The sequence below is a fragment of the Paraburkholderia sp. SIMBA_054 genome (genome assembly GCF_046534875.1).
Classification (GTDB): domain Bacteria; phylum Pseudomonadota; class Gammaproteobacteria; order Burkholderiales; family Burkholderiaceae; genus Paraburkholderia; species Paraburkholderia hospita.
On sequence record NZ_JAWRXV010000064.1, the window covers coordinates 1 to 21,870 of the forward strand.

The window sequence follows — 21,870 nt, forward strand, 5'->3', positions numbered from 1 at the left end:
GTTAGCCGCTTTCTTTTGCCTACTTTTCTTTGCGGCGGCAAAGAAAAGTAGGTGCCGCCCCGCACAGGGGCAACGCTAGCAAACCAGAAGCAAATCGCGGATGCCAGCGCCAAAGCAAGACCAAAACCACCAAAAGTGCGCACGCAACAACAAACGACACAAGCACGCGCAGCCCCCTTTCTGTTGCAAAGGCCACAAAAAACAAAACGCACAAAACTACAACAACGCAAATCTATGCAACACTAGGCAGCATGAGATCCGGACGCATGCGTCCCGTGGCAACGGCGCAGGCTTTCCGGGCGATCGCGGAAGTCCAGAAGCGTCGTGCCTATGTTGATCCTGTTGAACTTGCTGTCGGGTGTCGCGTTGCTGGTGTGGGGCACGCATATCGTGCGCACCGGTATTCTGCGCGTGTGGGGCGCCGATCTGCGCCGCGTGTTGGCGCGCAGCACGAATAGCCGTGTAAAGGCATTCGCCGCAGGTGTCGGCGTCACGAGTCTCGTGCAGAGCAGCAATGCAACGGCGATGATCGTCACGTCGTTCGCGGCTCAAGGCATGCTGCCGCTCACAAGCGGCCTCGCCATCATGCTCGGCGCGGATGTCGGCACGGCGCTGATGGCGCGCATTCTCACACTCGATCTGTCGTGGCTGTCGCCATTTCTGATCGTCTTCGGCGTGCCGCTCTTTCTCTCTCGCAAGCAGAACCGCCTGGGTCAGGTCGGCCGCACGGCAATCGGGCTGGGGCTGATTCTGCTGGCGCTGCATCTGATCGTCGAAACCGCGCAGCCGATGATGCATGGCGCTGGCGTGCGTGTCATGTTCGGCGCATTGACGGGCGACATGATGCTCGATGCGCTGGTCGGCGCGACTTTCGCCGTCATTTCGTATTCGAGTCTCGCAGCCGTGCTGCTGACGGCGACGCTCGCGTCGTCGGGCGTGATCTCGCTGAAGGTGGCGCTGTGTCTCGTGATCGGCGCGAACCTCGGCAGCGGACTGCTCGCGCTGGCGGGCACGGTCGCTCAGAACACGGCGGCGCGCCGGCTTGCGCTCGGCAGCCTCGCGTTCAAGCTCGCGGGCGCGTTGCTGATCCTGCCGTTCACATCGCTGCTCGCGCGTGGCTTGCCTGTCCTGATCAACAATCCGCGCGAATCCGTAGTCGGCTTCCATGTAATCTACAACACGCTGCGCTGCTGCGCGTGCATGCCGCTGATCGATGCCGTCGCGCGTGCGTGCTGCCGTGTGCTGCCCGAGCGGCCGGACCCGAACGGCCAGCTTCGTCCGATTCATCTCGACACCGCATCACTTGCGACGCCCGCACTCGCGCTCTCGAATGCCGCGCGCGAAGTGCTGCGCATCGGCGATATCGTGCGGGCGATGCTCGACAACGTCTCGCATCTGATCCATCACAACGATCTGGTGAAGGCGCGTGACACGATTCGCATGGACGACGACGTCGATCATCTGTATGCCGAGGTTAAAACCTATCTCGCCCGAATTTCACGCGAGCAACTGGATGACGCCGACAGCCGCCGCTGGACCGACATCATCGCGCTGACTATCAACCTCGAACATGCGGGCGACATCATCGAGCGCATCGTCACGGATATCGAAGAGAAGAAGATTGCGCACCGGCTCGCGTTTTCGGAAGAGGGCTTGAGCGAACTCGACGATCTGCACACGCGGCTGGTCGGCAATCTGCAGCTGGGCATGTCGGTGTTCCTGAACAACGACCTGCGTTGCGCGGAATTGCTGCTCGCGGAGAAGGAGCGTTTCCGCGATCTGGAGCGCGCGTATTCGTACAAGCATCTCGATCGGCTCGCGGGTCAGACATTGCGTAGCGTCGAAACGAGTGCGCTGCATCTCGACGTGATCAGCGACATGAAGCGGCTCAACTCGCTGTTCTGTTCGACCGCTTACCCGGTGCTTGATGCTGCAGGTGCGCTGCACGATACGCGTTTGCGCAAACGCATGCATGAAGAGGTGCCGGCCGTCACGGCGCCGCAACAAATGTGACGTACCGCACACGCGACATCAGGCAAGTATCACCTTGCCCACCTTGCGCTTGAGTTGCGCGAACGCCGCGACTTCCGTCGCCTTGCGGTTGGTGATCAGCAGATCGATCTTTTCGGGCGGGCAATACGAGATGCGGCTGCGCTGGCCGATCTTGCTGTAGTCCGCGAGTATCACGACGCTATCCGCATTGGCGACCATCGCGCGCGCGACTTCTGTTTCCGCGCGGTCGTAGTTGCTGGCGCCATGCTTCGGATCGACGCCAACAGGCGACAGCAGCGCGAAATCCGCGCGATAGCGCTGGATATCGAGAATCGTCGTCTCGCCCGTGGTGGACAACGCACGGTCGCTGATCGAGCCGCCCAAGAGAATGACTTCGTTTGCTGACGACTCGCGTTTGTCCGGCGCGCCGCGCATCTTCATCGCGACATCGATCGAATTGGTGATGATGGTCAGATTGGCGAGCTTCGCGAGTTCATCGGCGAGCGCCGCCGTGGTCGTGCCGGCATCGATGAAAAGCGTTTGCCCGCTCGCGACCACACCCGTCGCCGCCTTCGCGATGGCCTTCTTCGACTTTACGTGCGCCTGCGCGCGTTCGGAGATGGGCGCTTCGTCGGCGGGCTTGATCGCGCCGCCATGCACGCGGCGCAACTCGCCGAGCGCTTCGAGATCGAGCAGATCGCGCCGCACGGTTTCGCGCGATACGCCCAGGTCCGCCATGATGCGCTCCGTCGACACGCGTTTGAGTGTCGAGAGCAGCGCGCGTATTCGTTGATGACGGTCTTCCTGCCACATGCGTATCGTCCCTCGCCTGGTCGTATTTGGCGTTTTGCGTGCTGCTCGCGCTCTGCTCTTTGCACCGCTTGCTATGCGCGCGTTTCCGTATAAACCACTACCAACGGAATATGTCGATGCGATGTCAAAATGCATGACAGGCGGGTTGCCTGTGTCCTTTGCGGTTGTATTTTTTTGGGAGCTTGCAACTTTGGGTATTTGTATTTAGCCTTCGCATTTTGAGACATTCGCGCTCGATTTGAAACATCGCGAACAGCGCATTTTCGAAAACGAAATGAAATATCCGCTGCGCAATGTTCCTGGCAAGCGGGATGTCGTGCATTGACAAGCTTGCGTCGCTTCGCGGATGGAGGAGCATCCATTCGCGATCCTCAGAATAAGATACATCGGCGCACGCAGGCCGCAGTTCCATCAGATCTTTGTGAGGGCAAGCACGATGGGCAACGGGATCGATCAGGCATTAATCGCAGACTGGCCGTATCCACGGCTCGTCGCGCATCGCATCGGCGGCAAGCTCGCGCCGGAGAACACGCTCGCGGGCTTCGACATGTGCGCGCGCTTCGGCTACAAGATGATCGAGTTCGACGCGAAGCTCTCTTCCGACGACCAGATTTTCCTGCTGCACGACGACGACCTGGACCGCACGACCAACGGCCACGGCCCGGCCGCGCAACATACATGGCATCAGCTGGCATCGCTCGATGCAGGCGCCTGGTTCGATCCGCGCTTCGCAGACGAACGGCTACCGACGCTCTCACAGGTAGCGGCGCGCTGCGCGACTGAAGCGATTGCAGCGAACATTGAAATCAAGCCTTGTCCTGGCCGCGACGAAATCACGGGGCGCCTTGTCGCGCTCGCGGCCAAAGACCTGTGGCGCGCGCAGAAGCCGCTCCTGTCGTCGTTTTCGTTCGACGCGCTGAAGGCCGCGCGCGACGCCGCGCCGTCGCTGCCGCGCGGCATGTTGTTCGAGGCGCCGCCCGACGACTGGCTCGCCATCGTGCGCGAACTCGGGTGCGTATCGCTGCATGCCGACCACAAGCATCTGACGCAACAGAACATCCGCGCGATCCGCGATGCCGGCCTGCGCGTGCTCGCGTACACGGTGAACGATCCGGCGCGCGCGCGTGAACTGGCGAAGTGGGGCGTTGACATGATTTGTACCGATCGCCTCGATATGATCGGCGCGGACGTCGTGAACTAGTAAAAAAGCGTGCGCAAGCGCACATCGAAAGACGTCGACATGCAGTTTTCCTAACGTAGCAATTTTCGGCAGAGGATGAGAAAACTATGAAACCGACCACGTTGCGTTGTTTCATTTCGGCGTCGGCGCTGGCCGGCGTGGCCACCGCGGGGAATGCCGTTGCGGCGCCGCCCGATGCGCTCGTCGCAGCGGCGAAGCAGGAAGGACAGCTGACCGTGATTGCGCTGCCGCACGACTGGTGCGGCTATGGTCCGATGATCGCGGACTTCTCCAAGAAATACGGCATCAAGGTCAACGAGCTGAACCCGGACGCAGGTTCGGGCGATGAAGTGGAAGCGATCAAGGCGAACAAGGGCAACAAGGGTCCGCAGGCGCCCGACGTGATCGACGTCGGTCTGTCGTTCGGTCCGGCGGCGAAGGCGCAAGGTCTGCTGCAGCCTTACAAGGTGTCGACGTGGAAGTCGATTTCGAACGAGAACAAGGACCCCGAAGGCTACTGGACAGGCGACTATTACGGCGTGCTGTCGTTCGAAGTGAACGCCGACATGATCGACAAGGTCCCGACCGACTGGGCCGATCTGCAAAAGTCCGACTACAAGAACGCTGTGTCGCTCGCGGGTGATCCGCGCTCGGCGAATCAGGCAATTCAGGGCGTGTACGCCGCCGGTCTTTCCGCTGCCAAGGGCGATGCGAGCAAGGCCGCGCAAGCCGGCCTCAAGTACTTCGCCGATCTGAACAAGAACGGCAACTTCGTACCCGTGATCGGCAAGGCCGCATCGCTCGCGCAAGGCACGACGCCCATCATCGTGCGCTGGGACTACAACGCGCTCGCCGATCGCGACACGCTGAAGGGCAACCCGAAGGTGCAGGTGGTCGTGCCGAAGACGGGCGTGGTTGCTGGCGTCTACGTGCAGGCGATCAGCGCCTACGCGCCGCATCCGAACGCCGCGAAGCTGTGGCTGGAATACCTGTACTCGGACGAAGGCCAGATCGGCTGGCTGACGGGCTATTGCCACCCGATCCGCTACAACGAGCTGGTGTCGCAGAAGAAGGTGCCGCAGGCGCTGCTCGACAAGCTGCCGCCCGCATCGGCGTACAAGAACGCGGTGTTCCCGACGCTGCAGCAGCAGGACGCGACGAAGGAAGTCGTGACGAAGCAGTGGGACTCCGTGGTCGGCGCGAACGTCAAGTAAGCGCTGCGTGATCCGGCGGTCCGGCGATGCGGGCCATGTGTTCGGTCCGCATCGCGCGCCGGATGGAACGGCGAGACGAAGCGGTTGAGTTTGTTCGAGGGTGAGTTATGAGCGCTTCATCGGGAGCCGGGCCGGGCGGTCAGGCGGACCTGCTGGTTCCGTCCGTGCCGCAACCTGCGCCGAAGGTCGATGGCCCGGGCCGGACGTCGCCTGTCTGGACATGGATCGGCGTGCTGCCGTTCTTCATTTTCGCGCTGCTGTTCCTGATTCTGCCGACGGGCTTCCTGATGGTCGGCGCGTTCCAGGACGCGCAAGGCCATTTCACGTTCGCCAACATGCGCGAGCTGTTCCAGGAAGGCGTGATGGACGCCTACTGGATCAGCTTCAAGGTCAGCGCGGCTTCGGCAACGGGCGGCGCGGTGCTTGGCTCGCTGCTCGCGTGGGCGGCCGTGCACGGCAAGCTGCCGGGCTGGATTCGTCCGACGCTGATGACGTTCTCCGGCGTCGCATCGAATTTCGCGGGCGTGCCGCTCGCGTTCGCGTTCATCTGCACGCTCGGGCGCGTCGGTCTCGTGACGGTGCTGCTGAAGAAGTATGCGGACGTCAATCTCTATTCGACGGGCTTCAGCATCCTCAGCTTCTGGGGCCTGACGATCACCTACCTGTATTTCCAGATTCCGTTGATGGTGCTGATCATCACGCCCGCACTTGACGGCCTGAAGCGCGAATGGCGCGAGGCGTGCGATTGTCTCGGCGGCACGGCTTACCAGTATTGGCGCCATGTCGCGTTGCCCGTGCTGTGGCCGAGCGTGCTCGGCGCTACGCTGCTGCTGTTCGCGAACTCGTTCGGCGCGGTGGCGACGGCGTATGCATTGACGGGCAGCTCGCTGAACATCGTGACGATTCTGCTCTATGCGCAGATTCGCGGCGACGTGCTGCACAACCAGAACCTCGGCTATGCGCTCGCGCTCGGCATGATTCTCGTGACGGGGCTGTCGAACGGCGGCTATATCTGGCTGCGTTCGCGCGTTGAAAGGGGCCGTCGATGAACAAACAATCGCGCGTGGGCGCATGGACGGCGATGATCGTCGGTTCCCTGTACTTCCTGATTCCGCTGATCGCGACCTTCGAATTCAGTCTGCGCATGCGGCGCGGCACATACAGCTTCGATGCGTACAAGGTGGTGCTCGGCGACCCGCATTTTCAAGCGTCGTTCGGTTACTCGATCCTGATGGCGCTGCTGACGATCGTCGTCGGCGTGCTGCTCGTCGTGCCGACAGCGTACTGGGTGCAACTGCGCCTGCCGAAGCTGCGCGGCATCGTCGAGTTCATCACGCTGCTGCCGCTGGTCGTGCCTGCCATCGTGATCGTGTTCGGCTATCTGCGCATCTACAACAGCAGTTCGATCCTGCCGCTCACGTCGAACGAACGCGCGACCGACCTGCTGCTCGTGTTCGGCTACGTGACGTTGTCGTTGCCGTACATGTACCGCGCGGTCGATGCGGGCCTGCGCGCCGTCGACATCCGCTCGCTGACGGAAGCGGCCGAATGTCTCGGCGCAAACTGGCCGACCATTCTCTTCAAGGTGATCTTTCCGAATATCCGCTCGGGCATTCTGTCGGGTGCGTTTCTCACCTTTGCGGTCGTGATCGGCGAGTTCACGCTAGCGAGTCTGCTGGACCGGCCGGCGTTCGGCCCGTATCTGCAGCTGATCGGCGCGAACCGCGCGTACGAACCGTCGGCGCTCGCGATCATCGCGTTCGCGGTCACATGGGCGTCGATGGGACTGATACAGGTGTTCGGCTCCGCGCGCACACTCGCCGCGCAAAAACCCTGATGTTGAATTGAGGCATCGTCATGGCATTTCTTGAGATCGACAATCTGCACAAGGCGTTCGGCGCGAACACGGCGCTGCATCACTTCGACATGAAGATCGAGCGCGGCGAGTTCATCACGTTTCTCGGACCGTCGGGTTGCGGCAAGACGACGGTGCTGCGCATGATCGCCGGCTTCGAATCGCCGACGCGCGGCACGATCCGCCTCGACGGCCGCGACGTCACGCATCTGCGCACGCGGCAGCGCAAGGTCGGCATGGTGTTCCAGTCGTATGCGCTGTTTCCGAACATGACGGTCGCGGACAACATCGGCTTTGGACTGAAGATCGCACATCGTCCGCAAAGCGAGATCAAGAAGCGCGTCGACGAAATGCTGCAACTGATCAAGCTGCCGCATCTGGGCGAGCGGTATCCGTGGCAACTGTCGGGCGGCCAGCAGCAGCGCGTCGCGCTGGCGCGCGCGCTCGCGGGCAAGCCGCAAGTGCTGTTGCTCGACGAGCCGCTGTCGGCCCTCGACGCGAAGATCCGAATTTCACTGCGCCAGGACATTCGCGCGCTGCAGCGCGAACTCGGCATCACGTCGATCTTCGTCACGCACGATCAGGAAGAAGCGCTGTCGATATCCGACCGCATCGTCGTGATGAACGAAGGCCGCGTCGAGCAGGTCGGCACGCCGCTCGAAATCTACAACTTTCCGCGCACGCGGTTCGTTGCGTCGTTCGTCGGCACGCTGAACATCCTGTCGGGGCATGTGGTCGATCCGTCCACAGGCCGCATGGCTGTCGACGGCCAGGAATTGCACACCACGCAGGCGCTGCCCGCCGACGATACCGGCAAGAAACGGATGCTCGCGCTGCGTCCCGAGGCGATTGTGCTGGAACCGCCCGTCGCGGGCCGCAACACGCTGACGGCGACCGTCGAAGACGTGAGCTTTCTCGGCGCGATCGTGCGCATCCGGACACGCGTGAAAGACGAAGTGATTTCGCTCGATGTCTTCAACGATCCGAACCGCCGGTTGCCCGAACGCGGTCAGCCGGTGGCGCTCGGTTTCTCGCACGAAAACCTGCTCGTGCTCGAAGAAGGCGCTCAGGGTTAGCCCTAAGCTTGATGGAGAAGGGCGTTCGGGATTCCGGACGCCCCGATTCCGGATTTCCGGAAACCCGGAAGTCAACGCACCTCAGCGTTTAAAAAGTATCTTAAAAATCAACGCACTAAGTGCGTTTTGCACGCTGGCATCGACCTTGCAAAAAGAAAGCGCGGCCGCAACGGCCCGTCCACTACAAAGCAAGGAGACAACGATGCTCGAGTTCCTGTTCCGGTCCCTCTGATTTCGTCGTCTGTTCGCGGCTCTGTCTGCGCGCACGACGCACGTCAATTCGTTCGTCCATGCGATGCGTGGCCAGCCTCCGGTCCACCCAAGCCTTACTCCATTGCAGGAACACCATCGTGAAGAAACCTTTCTATAAAGTCCTCTACGTGCAGGTGATCGTCGCGATCATCATCGGCATTGCCCTGGGACACTTCTATCCCGCGCTCGCCACCGACATGAAACCGCTCGGCGACGGGTTCATCAAGCTCATCAAGATGGTGATCGGCCCGATCATCTTCTGCACCGTGGTGACGGGTATCGCGGGCATGGAAGACATGAAGAAGGTCGGGCGCGTCGGCGGCAAGGCGCTGCTGTACTTCGAAATCGTGTCGACGTTCGCACTCGTGCTCGGTCTCGCGGCCACGCACCTGTTGAAGCCGGGCGTCGGCTTCAACATCGACCCGGCCACGCTCGACGGCAAGGCAGTTGCGTCGTACGCCGCGAAGGCGCACGGCCAGACGACCGTCGATTTCTTCATGCATATCATTCCGGACACGCTGTCGTCGGCGTTCGCGCAGGGTGAAATCCTGCAGATCCTGCTGATCGCCCTGCTGTTCGGCGCGGTGCTGGCAACGGCAGGCGACAAGGGCAAGCCGGTGGTGAACTTCATCGAAAGCCTGTCGCACATCCTGTTCGGCATCGTGAAGATCATCACGAAGCTGGCGCCGATCGGCGCGTTCGGCGCGATGGCGTTCACGATCGGCAAGTACGGCATCGGCTCGCTGGTTCCGATGCTCAAGCTGATCGGCACGTTCTATCTGACGTCGATCGTGTTCGTGGTCGTGGTGCTCGGTATCATCGCGCGCATGGTCGGCTTCAACATCCTGCGCTTCGTCGCGTACATCAAGGAAGAGATGCTGATCGTGCTGGGCACGAGTTCGTCGGAAGCTGCATTGCCGCAACTGATGCTGAAGCTCGAAAAGCTCGGCTGCTCGCGCTCGGTGGTGGGCCTCGTCGTGCCGACGGGCTACTCGTTCAACCTCGATGGCACGAACATCTACATGACGATGGCCGTGCTCTTCATCGCGCAGGCAACCAACACCGACCTCACGTGGGGCCAACAGCTGACGCTGCTCGCGGTGACGATGCTGACGTCGAAGGGCGCAAGCGGCGTGACGGGCGCAGGCTTCATCACGCTTGCGGCGACGCTCGCCGTCGTGCCGACCATTCCGCTGTCGGGCATGGTGCTGATTCTCGGTATCGACCGCTTCATGAGCGAATGCCGCGCGCTGACGAACATCGTCGGCAACGGCGTGGCGACGATCGTCGTGTCGGCCTGGGAAAAGGAACTGGACCGTGCGAAGCTGCGTAGCGAGATGCGCCGCGATGTGTCGGTTAGCGAAGCGGCTGAGGTCTGAGCCATGAAAGCGGCGCCGCGGCAACACGGCGCGGCGCCGCATGCAACGCAGGCGCCGTCCGCGCAGACGCAAGCGCGTGCGGCAGCCGAAGCGCTCGACGCGTTCGGCGATGAGGAGCGATATGCCACAATAGGCGATCCTCATCGAACGACTCCCGCCATCGTGACGCGCCGCCTGTTGATCCTGTTCGCGCTCGTCGCCGGGCTCGTGGCGGCCTGCGGACTCACGTGGACCATCACGTGGCAGCACGGCATCGATACGCTGCGGCGCAACGCCGCCGTGCGCGCCGACCGCACCACAGCCGCCCTCAAGAGCACGCTCGAACGCTACGAGTCGCTTCCCTATCTGCTCGGCGAACATCCCATCGTGCAAGACGCGCTCGCGTCGCCGGATGCGGACAACGTCGCGCGCGCCAATCAGTATCTCGAAGACCTCAATCGCCGTGCCCGTGCCAATGTCGCGTACATCGTCACGACATCGGGCCGCTGCGTGGCGGCGAGCAACTGGAATCAGCCCGACAGCTTCATCGGCCAGGAGTATCTGTTCCGGCCGTATTTCGTCGAAGCGGTGAAGGGCAGGGTCGGGCGCTTCTTCGGCATCGGCACGACTTCGCTCGATCCGGGCTACTACATCTCGCAACCGGTGCGCCGCGACGGCAAGATCGTCGGCGTGGCCGTGGTCAAGCTGAATCTCGAATGGTTCCAGGGCGCGGACGCGTCGGAGCCGCTCATTGTCACCGACGATCACGGCGTGATCTTTCTATCGTCGGTGCCTGCGTGGAAGTACCACACGGTCAAGCCCCTAACCAGCGACGTGATCGCGTCGATCTTCGACACGCGCCAGTACGCGCGCCAGCCGATCGCGCCGCTGCCGATGTCGGTGGTGCGCACGCTCGAAGGCGGCGCGCAGATCGTGCGCATCGGCGGCGGGCGTAGCGGAAACTATGCGGCGCCGCGTTTTCTGGCATCGCAGCGCACGCTCGGCGAGCCGGACTGGCGTCTCATCACGATGGCGCCCATCGATCCCGTCAACGCCGACGCGCGTTACGCGACGATCGTGACGGGCTTCGGCTACGTGTCGCTGTGTCTGCTGCTGTTCTACTGGCGCATGCGCCGTGCGCGCGTGCGCGAAGTGATGCGCAGCCGCGCGCTGTTGCAGAAGGCGTATGCGGAACTCAACCAGCGCGTGGCCGAGCGCACGGCCGACCTGTCGCAGGCGAACGAGCAACTGACGAAGGAAGTGAGCGAGCGCACGCGCGCCGAACAGGAGTTGCGCGCCGCGCACGACGAACTGATTCAGGCGAGCAAGCTCGCCGCGCTCGGACAGATGGCGGCGGGCATCACGCATGAGCTGAACCAGCCGCTTGCCGCATTGCGCGGGTTCTCCGACAACACCCGTGTGTTTCTCGAACGCGGCGACCATGAATCTGCGAAGGAAAACCTCGAAGCAATCGCCGCGCTCACCGAGCGCATGGGCAAGATCACGAATCAACTGAAGCTGTTCGTCGGCCGGGCGCGGCCTCGCAATGCGCGCGCAGGCGTGGCGCGCGCGCTGCGTAACGTGTTGGCGCTGCTGCAGAAACGCTTGCAGGGCGTGACGGTCGAGGTATCGTTGATCGACGAGGGTGCGGCGCCCGTTCGTTTCAATCTCGACAGCGACGATCCGAAGCTCGTCGCGCATTGCGAAGATTTGCGGCTCGAACAGGTGCTGATCAATCTGCTTGGCAACGCGCTTGATGCGGTGGCAGGTATGCCTGCGCCGCGCATTGCGATCGACGTGCAGACGTCGCAGGAATCGCTCGCGATCATCGTGAGCGACAATGGTCCCGGCATTCCCGACGACGTGCTGCCGCGTCTCTTCGAGCCGTTCTTCACGACGAAGGAAATGGGCCAGGGGCTGGGGCTGGGTCTGGCGATCTGTTCGTCGATTGCACGCGATTGCGGCGGCTCGCTCGTCGCGCGCAACAACGCGCAAGGCGGCGCCGAGTTCATGCTGACACTGCGCCGCGCGCAGGCGCAGGCAACCGATATCGCGGGCTCCGTCGCGACGGGCTCGTGATTCAAAGCGTATTCAAGGTGTGGGAAACACAATGATCAAGGGCTTGCAGGTCCTCTATATCGAAGACGACGAACTCGTGCGGCGCGCGAGCGTGCAAAGCCTGCAACTCGCAGGGTTCGACGTGGTCGGGCATGCGTCGGTGGAATCGGCGGCGAAGCTGATCAACGCGGAGTTTTCCGGCGTGATCGTCAGCGATATCCGCCTGCCCGGCGCAAGCGGCCTCGATCTGCTCGCGCAATGCCGCGAGCGCGCGCCCGACGTGCCCATCATTCTCGTCACGGGTCACGGCGATATTTCGATGGCAGTGCAGGCGATGCGCGACGGCGCGTACGACTTCATCGAAAAGCCGTTCCCTTCCGAGCGGCTGATCGAAACCGTGCGCCGCGCGCTGGAGCGCCGCACGCTGGTGCTCGAAAACCTCGCGCTGCGCCGCGAACTGGCGGAACAGGGGACGCTTGCGCCGCGCATCATCGGGCGCAGTCTCGCCATCGAGCAGGTGCGCAAGCTGATCGCGAACGTCGCGCCGACGGATGCGTCGGTGCTGATCAACGGCGATACGGGCGCGGGCAAGGAACTGATCGCACGCAGCTTGCACGAACTGTCGCCGCGCCGGGACAAGCCGTTTCTCGCGGTGAACTGCGGCGCGCTGCCGGAGCCGATGTTCGAGTCGGAGATGTTCGGCTACGAGCCGGGCGCGTTTACGGGCGCGGCGAAGCGGCGCATCGGCAAGCTCGAGCATGCTTCGGGCGGCACGCTCTTTCTCGATGAAATCGAAAGTATGCCGCTCGCGTTGCAGGTCAAGCTGCTGCGCGTGTTGCAGGATGGCGTGCTGGAGCGGCTCGGGTCGAACCAGCCGATACGCGTCGATTGCCGCATCGTCGCGGCAGCGAAGGGCGACATGACCGACCATGTCGCGTCGGGCACGTTCCGGCGCGATCTGCTGTACCGGCTCAACGTGGTGACAATCGCGCTACCGCCGCTGTCGGAACGGCGCGAAGACATCGTGCCGCTGTTCGAGCATTTCCTTCTGGACGCGGCCGTGCGCTATCAGCGTCCCGCGCCGATTCTCACCGACCGTCAACGCACGAACCTGATGCAGCGCGAATGGCCCGGCAACGTCCGCGAGTTGCGCAACGCGGCGGATCGCTTCGTGCTGGGCGTCGGCGACGATACGGTCGCGGCCCCCGCCGACGATGCGCTGACGTCGATCACGCAGCCTTTGAAGGAACGCGTCGAGCAGTTCGAACGGGCGGTGATCGCCGAAGCGCTGGAGCAGACGGGTGGCGCCGTCGCGGTAGCGGCGGACAGGCTGCAGGTCGGCAAGGCGACGCTTTACGAGAAGATCAAGCGTTATGGCCTGGCGGCGCGTGGGGAAAGTGAGAGGTGAAGCTGGAGTGAGGTGCTGCTGACGGCGGGTGCGCTGTGAAGGATTCAGCGCGACGCCCGCCGTAGAAGAGAGAAATCCGGGCGATCAGGACGTGCCGAGCGCCTTTGCCAGCAACTGATCGAGTTCCGCGAACTGCGGTTCGCCGACATAGCGCTTCAGCACCTTACCGTTGCGGTCGATCACGAACGTGGTCGGCGTGAGCTGAACGTTGCCGAACTGCTTCGCAGCCGTTCCGTCGTCCATCGCGACCTTGAACGGCAGACGGCGTGTTTCCGTGTAGTTGGTCACGTACATCGGCGCGTCGTAGCTCATCGCGACCGCGACGAACTCGAGCCCTTTGTCCTTGAAGCGGTTGTACGTCTGGACCATCTGCGGCATTTCCTTCATGCAGGTGTCGCAACTCGTCGCCCAGAAGTTGACGAGATAGACCTTGCCTTTCAGATCGGCCGTCGACACTTTCTGGCCGGACAGCAGCGTGAACGTCGCGTCGGGCACGTGCTGCTGGCTGCCGAACGCGAAGTAGCCCGCAACAGCGATCGCGCCAGCGACGACGGCGGCAGCGATGTAGCGGATCGGGCTCGAACGCCGGGAAACGTTGGTTTGGCTCATGAACAGACCTCGGGGAACGCGTGGGACACACGTCTTGAGGCGCTTTACGGCTGCGAGAACAGCAGCGGAAACGGGCGCCCCGGATACTGTCTCATATTGTACCGGCAATCTTGTGACGCAGTTGGCGGCGCGGTTAAGCCGCGAATAACGTCCGATAATGATGCTTTCCGTCACGTAGATTCCATTCGCCGCGTCATGCTCCGTTCCGCTCTCCATTCGTTCGTCCGCCGTCGTGGTTTGTTGTTCGTCCCCTCCCGTTCGCTGATAGCAAAGGCCGTTGTCGTAGCGTCGGCCGGCTGGCTGATGACCGCCTGCTCGCCGACATATGACTGGCGCACGATCATGAATAACGACAACGGCTACACCGTCGACTTGCCCGCCAAGCCGACCACCGACCAGCGGCAGATAGACATCGGCGGTACGCCGATGAATATGTCGATGCAGATCGCCGAAGCGGACCACGCGGTATTCGCCGTCGGCACCGTAATGCTGCCGAGCGACGATCCACAGGTGCAGCGCACTGCGCTTGACTATCTGCGCTCGGGCCTCGCGCACAACCTCGGCTCAGCGCCCGATGCCCACGTGGCGGCGATTCCGCTCGCGGCAGGCGGCCAGGTGCAGGGTCTGGAAATGACGTTCAGCGGCAAGGCGGGGCCGAAACAGGAAACGCGCATCATGCACGCGCGCCTGGTCGCGAAGGGGCGGCATGTGTATCAGGCGGCCGTGATTGCGAGCAAGGAACCGCCGCCGGAACAAGTTGAGCAATTCTTCGGATCGTTCAAACTTTACTGATTTGGCGTCATACGGTCTGCTGCGGCGCACCGTTCCAAGTGAATGTTCCTTCGCAAAAATCTTCGCTAATCTCGCGTTTACACGGGACTTTTTTTGTTACCCACAGGATCTGTGGATAACTTTGTTAGTAACTCTGTGCGGTAGGCCGCAAATGCCCATCGGACGGGCAGGTTGCCAGTTTGCCCTGAATCTTGGCATTTTGAAAAATCCAATAAAATCAAAGGCATTCGCGAGATGCCTCACAACAGGCTTTCAGTTGTATCAAAATCTGTCGCGCGGCCGTAAATGTGCATAAGTCAAGTCTTGACATGCATTTTTTGTCATCTGCAGCATTTACTGAGCACCGAACGCCCGCCGATACTGAACCGCTTCGGAGACCTGCGCGGCGTTTGGGACATCCTTGCCGGCCAGATCGGCGATGGTTCTCGCCACTTTCAGGACGCGGTAGTAAGCGCGCGCTGACCAGCCAAAGCGCTCGCCCGCTTCGCGCAGCAGACGTTCTCCATCGTCGTCGGGCCGGCAGACGGCGTCGACTTCCCGGCCGCTGAGTTCGCGGTTCGTCTTGCCTTGCCGCTGGAGCTGGCGCTCGCGCGCGGCCTCGACCCGTTGCGCGATCGGCGCGCTTGGTTCGCCGGAAGCCGTCGAGCGAGCCGACAGTTCCGCCGGCGACAGCGCGGGAATCTCAATCCGAATATCGATGCGATCCAGCAGCGGCCCCGACAGTTTGCGCATATAGCGCGCGGCCACTTCCGGCGTGCACCGGCAGCGCCCGCCTGGGTCGCCGCGCCAGCCGCACGGACATGGGTTCATCGCGGCGATCAGCTGGCATGCGGCTGGAAAGTCGGCCTGGAGCGCGGCGCGTGAGATCGTGATGCGGCCGTTTTCCAGCGGCTCGCGCAGATTTTCGAGTACGTGCCGGTCGAATTCAGTTCATCGAGAAACAGCACGCCGAGATGCGCGAGCGTGATCTCGCCCGGCTGTGGCGGATTGCGCCCGCCAACCAGCGCCGCAGCGCTCGACGAATGGTGAGGTGCGCGAAACGGCCTTTGCCGCCACTGAGCAGGCGTGAATCCAATCGCGCTCGCCGAGAGCAGCGCAGCGGATGTCAGCGCTTCGTCGTCGGTCATTGACGGCAAAACGCCGGGCAGGCGCGCCGCGAGCATCGATTTGCCCGCGCCTGGCGGGCCGATCATCAGCATGTGGTGACCGCCCGCCGCCGCCACTTCGAGCGCGCGCCGGGCACCGCGCTGGCCGATAACGTCGGCCATATCGGGCGGCGCGACCCGCGCATCGTCCGATAAGGTCGCCGCCTCGACGGGGTAAAGCCGCGCGTCCGCGTCGCCCGCCAGATGCGCGCACAGCGACGGTAAATCCGTCGCGCCATAAACGGCGACGCCGGGCACGAGCGCCGCCTCTTTTGCGCTGGCAAGCGGCAGGTAGAGTTCCGGTGTGCGGCTGCACGCGGCGTCTTCCGGCGTATCGGACGAGGTTTCAGGATAGGACTGATGGCCGCGCGCCGTGCCGCACGCCATCGCGAACGCGCCGCGCATCGGACGCAGCGCGCCCGTCAGCGAGAGCTCTCCCGCAAATTCCCGATGCGCAAGCGACTCAACCGGAACCTGCCCGCTTGCGGCGAGAATGCCGAGCGCGATGGGCAGATCAAGCTTTTAGGTTTGTTCCTAACAGTTAGGAATGTTCGGCAGCACGACGAGGTTTGCCACTCCGCTTGGCAAGCCCGCTAAGTGGCGTGTCAGACGCTCAAGTGTGTACAGCTCTGGTGCCGCCCGATAGGGACTTGGTACGGTCCACTCCCTATTCTTTCAGAGGCGGACGCTTCTTTGATGGCATATCGACTATGTTTTTACTGTGAAGTTTTGCTTTCAGTTCATCGCGTTCCGCAATTAAGACTTCATTGATTGTCGTGAGCTTAGTCAGCCGGTCGCGACAATCAGCCAGTTCTCTCTTCAGTTCGTCATTCTTGCGACGCTCTGCTTCCAGGGCAGATTCGTTTCTCTCGAGCCGTGCTGGCTTGCGAGCGCTTTTTCTGTTGATAAGTTCGGCGACGTCAGGGTAGTGGTTGTGAATGAGAGGCGCGGTAACTCCAACCTCAGCAGCCACAGCCTGGATGCTCAGCCCTGCCGGCTTCGTACGCGCTCTCCCGTGCTCAATGCGCAATATTGCAAGCTCGAACTCTTTCCTCCGAGCTATGGCGGTCTTACGTGTAGCCATTTAAGCTTCCTCCAAGTCGCAACCAAGCTTCGTCAGCACATCAGCGCAACGCTTCAAATCCCTTTGCACTCTGGCGAGGCCGCCAGGTCCGATGTCTTTAGCCGTCTTGAGTTCTTTGAGGTGGCCAAAGATGCCATGATAGATTTCTGCGTGCGCACGCCCAACGACCGCATGGTCACATCCCGCTCCACAGCGCGTCTTCTCGAAGTCGTTTCCCACACAAGCCCTATCGTCCGCAGTACACCACGCATGGCCGTTGCTTCTGATATGGGTGCTATTTGCGATAGACCGCACCATGTCGGCATGTGAGTGAAACAGGATTACGCTTTCGCTTGAATCTCGCCACGCGACGAGGCTTTCACCATAGCCCCCAGCAAGTGGTTCCGAACGGTCCAGCCAGCTATCCACGACGGCCACTTTGATGTCGTCAAGCTCGTCTTGAATTTCCAGATAGAGTGCTATCTCCTGCGACTCGTTGAGCGCGTAGCTCAACGTCATGTCGATTGACCAGTGCTTGAAGTGCTCGCGCAAATATCTCAAGTCACCGAACTTGCTCCTCGCAGCATAGTTCGCAAACTTCCGTCGAAATTGATGAGTTGTCGGAATCCACGTCAGGCCGCATGCCTTCGCGAAGGCTTCCAGACCGTTGTTAATTGCTTGAGTTCCCAGTGTTCGTACTTGTCCACCATTCCTAAGGTCGACGCCCAGAAGCAACGAGTTCTCGTGCTCTTGTGCTTCAGCAATGCGTATATCATCGACATCCTGCTCACGGTAACTTGCGATTTCTTCGCGTATTTTTTCTTGGTATGGCTCGGCCCACTGTTCAAGTACGCGCACTGCAGTAATCGCGGCTTCGGGTACCATCCATTCGGTCGGTCCTTCGTATGTCTTCTTCGAGACCGAGCGGAGCCACCAATACCGCTCGTCGTCACCTTCGATTGTGCTATAGAATCCATTTTTCTCCATGTGCGCAAGTTCATGTACTCGACATCCGCTCAAGCTTGCGATGACGATGTAGCAGGCGATGCGAACGCTATTCAGCTGCGCTTTAAAATCGAAATATGTGCCGTCGAAACCCGCTTCGTGGAGTGCAGGAGTCTTGAGCATTGTTATGTACTTTTTGGTGGGCTTTTTTTTGCCTTTTGCTCGTACGGCCTGAAGATTAGTCTCAAGTTGAAACAGTCTGGCCGCGTCGCTAACTATGGCCCATGCTCTACTGAAAAGCGTCGAAAAAACATCGTCCGGAATCAGAGGAGTTTTACAGCCGTTATTTTTGTCACTCTTGCCACTCTTGCTGCCCTTCGCTGGTCGACCGGCTTGCGTCCCGTAATCGAAGTCCGCCAACGGATAAGTCGGAATGGGGACGTCCGTGTATTGAGAGAGTTCGTAGACCTGTTCGATTACAGTCGACTTTTTTTCGACAGTCCGTTTTGTGTACGCGACCGCCCCTGATTTCTTGGTTTTCTTCCTTATCGCATTGAGGTAGTTCGAGCAAACCACAGGGGTCACGTCAGAGCAACTGTGGATACCAATGCGTGTTAGATATTCGAAGAACAGTTTAAGGTTACGGAAGAACTGCACAGTAGTCGAGCCCGCTGGTGGTCGACCGAAGCCCAGCGCACCTCGTCGTATAAATCGATAGAGCATTGCCTTCGCTTGTCCACGAAAAGCCTTTGGCAAGGTATCGAAGTCAATTTTCTTGTTCGACTTCGTGACGTTCCGAGTCAGATTCATTATCCACCAGGCGCTGTCACCATAGCGACTGACGACGCGCAGTTTCCCATTGAGTTCCTTAAGGGATATTACGAGCCTATCTCGCTCAGAATCGGCAATGCTGCGCGCATCGTTACGTTGCTCAAGAAACAATGCGAAGTTCGGGTCAGCTTGAGTTGCGTTCATGACGACATCTCATGGATGGTTGAAATAACGTCTTCGGTTCGCCAGAAGGGATGCGGATTGACCCGGGCGTGCTCACGAGCTTGTTTGACATCAACTGCTTTGAAAATACCTTTCGCTAGGCCAACATCAATGATGTCTCGGTCGATGACTCTGACGATGTGGGCAAAACTCTTCCGCCACCTTCTGGCATTCATGTGCGCTCGTTCCGCCAACACGCGCCAGTAGAAGCTAAATAGTCGATAGAGGTCCTCGCCGGTTACCACATAGTTCTTGCAACGAACGCAATTCAAGAAACTCATGCAAACGGCCCCCGGTTTCTTCGGCGCGAATTGCCCTTGTCGAACGTCGGAACATCTTCCGACAGGCGTCTTCTCAGTCGCACCCAACGTGTTGGTGAGCAGTTCATTGGTTAGCGCGATACCTAGGAACCGCCAATTGCTTCTTGCATCTTCGCCAGGCCGTAGATAGCTGATGGAAGTGACATCAACGCTGTTGCCGGCTGCTGCGGCGGTCGCAGTCACATCTCCACCTAGCAGGTCAAATACTCTATTGACGAAAGTTTTGCGGAGGCGACTTACATTTAACCGTAATGGTCGTCCATCGGCGTCTTTAAGTCCGTATTGGTTGACCAGCGTCTTGATTGCAAGCGCGAGGGTACTAGGTGTAAGCGCTGTAACGTCGCCGGCTCGCGTATGCTGCGTGGTTCTCCGAACGCGGAACAACCATACGCGGCTCCTATAATGGTCGGGAGCGTCATCTCGCAATCGTGAGGACAACTCGATGACTCGGCGGACCAACTTCGCAACTGTTGGGCGCAGAGTCGGAAGTGACTCAATTACCCGGTGCTCGCCTTCTCCATCGTTAACCACGACCCCCTTCGTGGACTGACCGCGTCGCTTAAATAGGACGAGGAACGCAGTGTCGGCTTTCGGGTGCGGCCGTAAGCAATCGGTTGACATCTCCAACAGGGGTGTTACGTTTCCGCCGGTATGCAGCGCTATGATTAGATAGGCGTATGCGAGCGTTTCCGAAGTTGGCTCAACGCGGTCGTCAAATATCGGCATTACGGCTGCTTTGACTGCAGTAGCGAACGCCTTCCGCTCGCTCAAAGCTAACGGCTTCTCGCCTCTCTCGCCCAAGTGACTACGCGGGAATGGGTTCCGAGGAAACGTTGCTTCGTCACCGCCGCGTACCCTTACAATGAGGCCGCGGTCACACATAGCGGTCAAGACCGATTTGGTGGAAGTGTAGCGATTTTTCCGTGTCGTGGGAGAAGCAGTTTCAGTGGTTAGGAATACGACGTAACCATCGATGACATCTCTGTTAATGTCTCCAAGCGTGAGGTCCCGCCCTACCGCAGCACTGTACACCGCGAGGTATTCAAGGAAAAAATTCAGACCGCTGTCACAGTACGTGATGACTGTGGCCACTTCAACATCACTATCTTGCTTCGCCAAAAAGCGCTCGATTTGCCTTTGACATGCATAAACGATAGCGTCAATCCCGACCCCATACCAGCAATCGAAGTAGAAGTGACGTTTCTTCGACCCATTCGGGAAACTGACGAACGCGATTTCTGGCGGTACTACCTCTTCAGGAATGGTTACTCGACCATTGACGACCTCGTACTCGACGGCGGGTACGGTTAGGTCTGTCTGCTTGAAGACCTTTCGTTTCGCTACCATTGGGAATCCGCATCAAGTTCACGGTCGTATTCAAGGATAGCGTTGTCGACTACCTCGTTCGAGACATGTAGGTACTTTTTCGTTGTTTCCAAGGAATCGTGGCCGAGCTGATGTTGTAAAAAAATAAGCGGCTCGATTCCATTGGGCTTCTTGGATTGTTGAAGTCGGGCCAACGTATGCGTCGCGTAGGTGTGCCGTAGCAAGTGAGGGTACGCGTGCAAGCCCGCTCGGTTTCCTGCTGCGGTAACGATTGGTGCTATCCCTTTTCCGAAGTCGCTGTACGGGAGTCCATCCTGGTTCAGAAAGAGTTCGGGACGGGAATCGTTTGTCAGGCTTGCTCGCTCCCCGCGATAGTGCACCGCGTATCGATAAAGGAAGCGCATGAGTCTGATTGACACCCATACGTCGCGTGCTTTCGAGCCTTTAGTCCGCATGCCGGAACCATCTTCAGGGTCGAGTGTGACCTTCGTGTTTAGATTCCGCGAGCTATATAAATCGGGGTCGAAAACATAGGATAGCGGGAAGGTCGCCAGCTCTTCGCGGCGCAGCCCAGTTCGAAGCGCCATCGAGATTACCGTGTGGTGGTGCACATTGTCTGCCGCATGCAGAAGTCTCTGCGCCTCTTCTAACGAGAGAAATCTGACTAGGTCTTTGTGCTTTTTCGGCATGACCGATGGGACAGCGATTTGTCCACCTGACGTGTCGAGATGGGCTAGAAAGCCTCCTTTACGAATGAGGCGGCGAAGCTCATAAGTGTATGGAAGGGCATCTATCCAAGCCTTGTGTATCGCGTACTTGTAGAACTCGCATACATATATAAGACGCTGTCTGACTGTGTTGCGTTTGAAGCCGCACACTGTGAAGCAATAGTCCCGATAAGCTGCGACGAGATTCTTTTGTTCGCCTCGTTCTACATCGCGCCACTCAAGCCCGTGAGCTTCAAGAAATCCGAAATAGTCGTAAAGCGCACGGGCGATGGTGGTCCATGAGCGGGTTGACCCAATAGCGCCTCGGAGAAGGTAGAAACGCAGGAATAGATTGACCTCTTCGCAGCTACTCATGTCTTCCCAAAGCAAGATAGGGAAGCCAAACCTCGAAACACCTGCGATGACGTAGTCGTCGGTCGCCGTCTCCAGATACATCTCGTCCTCCGGACTAAATGTTGTGACGAAGCTCTCACTGCCGACACACTCCATCGGCCAATATCTATGCATTCGGAGCACAACCTCCGTGCGCCATCTAAACAGGCTACATCAGCACCCCCTTTGTCTCAAAATGCGATTAAGAGTTAGCAATTGGTAATAGCCTGCCTGTTTCATGTTGCATGGCGAGTCTGATGTGTTTGACCTATTTGACGTGTTTGACGTGTTTGGCTACTCAGGTCTTTCACGAGCGTCCCGCAGAGTACGCAGCATATTTGAAATTATTTAGCCAACCGTATAGGCTTGAC

At 60.1% G+C, this 21,870-nt stretch carries 16 protein-coding genes and 1 pseudogene; 10 read left to right on the forward strand and 7 right to left on the reverse strand.

Annotated features, from left to right (window positions below):
- Positions 1–330: 330 nt before the first annotated feature.
- On the forward strand, positions 331–2,013 hold the full coding sequence (locus tag SB822_RS44685; RefSeq protein WP_007577735.1) for a Na/Pi cotransporter family protein: 1,683 nt from the start codon (positions 331–333) through the stop codon (positions 2,011–2,013).
- Positions 2,014–2,031: 18 nt separating this feature from the next.
- On the opposite strand, the gene SB822_RS44690 is transcribed toward SB822_RS44685, so the two are convergent.
- Positions 2,032–2,805 carry a DeoR/GlpR family DNA-binding transcription regulator gene (locus SB822_RS44690; RefSeq protein ID WP_007577733.1) on the reverse strand — a complete coding sequence of 258 codons (774 nt, stop codon included), beginning with the start codon at positions 2,803–2,805 and terminating at the stop codon, positions 2,032–2,034.
- A 436-nt stretch (positions 2,806–3,241) separates the two neighbouring features.
- Here SB822_RS44690 and ugpQ point away from each other — a divergent pair, with 436 nt between their 5' ends.
- From ugpQ to SB822_RS44730, 8 genes are all read left to right on the forward strand, one after another.
- Entirely contained in the window at positions 3,242–4,006 is a 765-nt protein-coding gene (ugpQ, locus tag SB822_RS44695) for a glycerophosphodiester phosphodiesterase (RefSeq protein WP_410857655.1), read from the forward strand.
- 86 nt (positions 4,007–4,092) lie between these two features.
- On the forward strand, positions 4,093–5,199 hold the full coding sequence (locus SB822_RS44700; RefSeq protein ID WP_007746007.1) for an ABC transporter substrate-binding protein: 1,107 nt from the start codon (positions 4,093–4,095) through the stop codon (positions 5,197–5,199).
- Positions 5,200–5,306: 107 nt separating this feature from the next.
- On the forward strand, positions 5,307–6,248 hold the full coding sequence (locus SB822_RS44705) for an ABC transporter permease (RefSeq protein WP_007577730.1): 942 nt from the start codon (positions 5,307–5,309) through the stop codon (positions 6,246–6,248).
- Complete coding sequence (locus SB822_RS44710; RefSeq protein ID WP_035986861.1) at positions 6,245–7,036, forward strand: ABC transporter permease; 792 nt, start codon at positions 6,245–6,247, stop codon at positions 7,034–7,036. The genes SB822_RS44705 and SB822_RS44710 overlap by 4 nt, the downstream gene beginning before the upstream one ends.
- 20 nt (positions 7,037–7,056) lie before the next feature.
- Positions 7,057–8,130: an ABC transporter ATP-binding protein gene (locus tag SB822_RS44715; RefSeq protein WP_007577728.1), complete on the forward strand. Its 1,074-nt coding sequence runs from the start codon at positions 7,057–7,059 to the stop codon at positions 8,128–8,130.
- 350 nt (positions 8,131–8,480) lie between these two features.
- Positions 8,481–9,761, forward strand: a complete 1,281-nt coding sequence (locus SB822_RS44720; RefSeq protein ID WP_007577727.1) for a dicarboxylate/amino acid:cation symporter — start codon at positions 8,481–8,483, stop codon at positions 9,759–9,761.
- Between the two features lie 3 nt (positions 9,762–9,764).
- Entirely contained in the window at positions 9,765–11,819 is a 2,055-nt protein-coding gene (locus tag SB822_RS44725; RefSeq protein WP_410857656.1) for an ATP-binding protein, read from the forward strand.
- A 31-nt stretch (positions 11,820–11,850) separates the two neighbouring features.
- Entirely contained in the window at positions 11,851–13,206 is a 1,356-nt protein-coding gene (locus SB822_RS44730) for a sigma-54-dependent transcriptional regulator (RefSeq protein WP_410857657.1), read from the forward strand.
- 84 nt (positions 13,207–13,290) lie between these two features.
- Here SB822_RS44730 and SB822_RS44735 read toward each other — a convergent pair whose 3' ends face one another.
- Complete coding sequence (locus SB822_RS44735; protein ID WP_007577724.1) at positions 13,291–13,815, reverse strand: TlpA disulfide reductase family protein; 525 nt, start codon at positions 13,813–13,815, stop codon at positions 13,291–13,293.
- Between the two features lie 195 nt (positions 13,816–14,010).
- Here SB822_RS44735 and SB822_RS44740 point away from each other — a divergent pair, with 195 nt between their 5' ends.
- Positions 14,011–14,607 carry a hypothetical protein gene (locus SB822_RS44740; RefSeq protein WP_410857658.1) on the forward strand — a complete coding sequence of 199 codons (597 nt, stop codon included), beginning with the start codon at positions 14,011–14,013 and terminating at the stop codon, positions 14,605–14,607.
- Between the two features lie 333 nt (positions 14,608–14,940).
- On the opposite strand, the pseudogene SB822_RS44745 reads toward SB822_RS44740, so the two are convergent.
- The 5 genes and pseudogenes from SB822_RS44745 to SB822_RS44765 form a co-directional block, all read right to left on the reverse strand.
- Positions 14,941–16,274 (reverse strand): annotated as a pseudogene (locus tag SB822_RS44745) (YifB family Mg chelatase-like AAA ATPase); the annotation flags it as partial.
- A gap of 145 nt (positions 16,275–16,419) precedes the next feature.
- Entirely contained in the window at positions 16,420–16,836 is a 417-nt protein-coding gene (locus SB822_RS44750; protein ID WP_107709281.1) for a TetR family transcriptional regulator, read from the reverse strand.
- Positions 16,837–18,735, reverse strand: coding sequence for a hypothetical protein (locus SB822_RS44755; protein ID WP_410857659.1), 1,899 nt, complete (start codon positions 18,733–18,735; stop codon positions 16,837–16,839). It lies immediately after the preceding gene.
- A complete protein-coding gene (locus SB822_RS44760) occupies positions 18,732–20,420 on the reverse strand; it encodes a hypothetical protein (RefSeq protein ID WP_107709285.1) in 1,689 nt (562 codons plus the stop codon). The genes SB822_RS44755 and SB822_RS44760 overlap by 4 nt, the downstream gene beginning before the upstream one ends.
- Positions 20,414–21,562, reverse strand: a complete 1,149-nt coding sequence (locus SB822_RS44765; RefSeq protein ID WP_410857660.1) for a tyrosine-type recombinase/integrase — start codon at positions 21,560–21,562, stop codon at positions 20,414–20,416. Before SB822_RS44765 ends, SB822_RS44760 begins: the two co-directional genes overlap by 7 nt.
- Positions 21,563–21,870 lie beyond the last annotated feature (308 nt).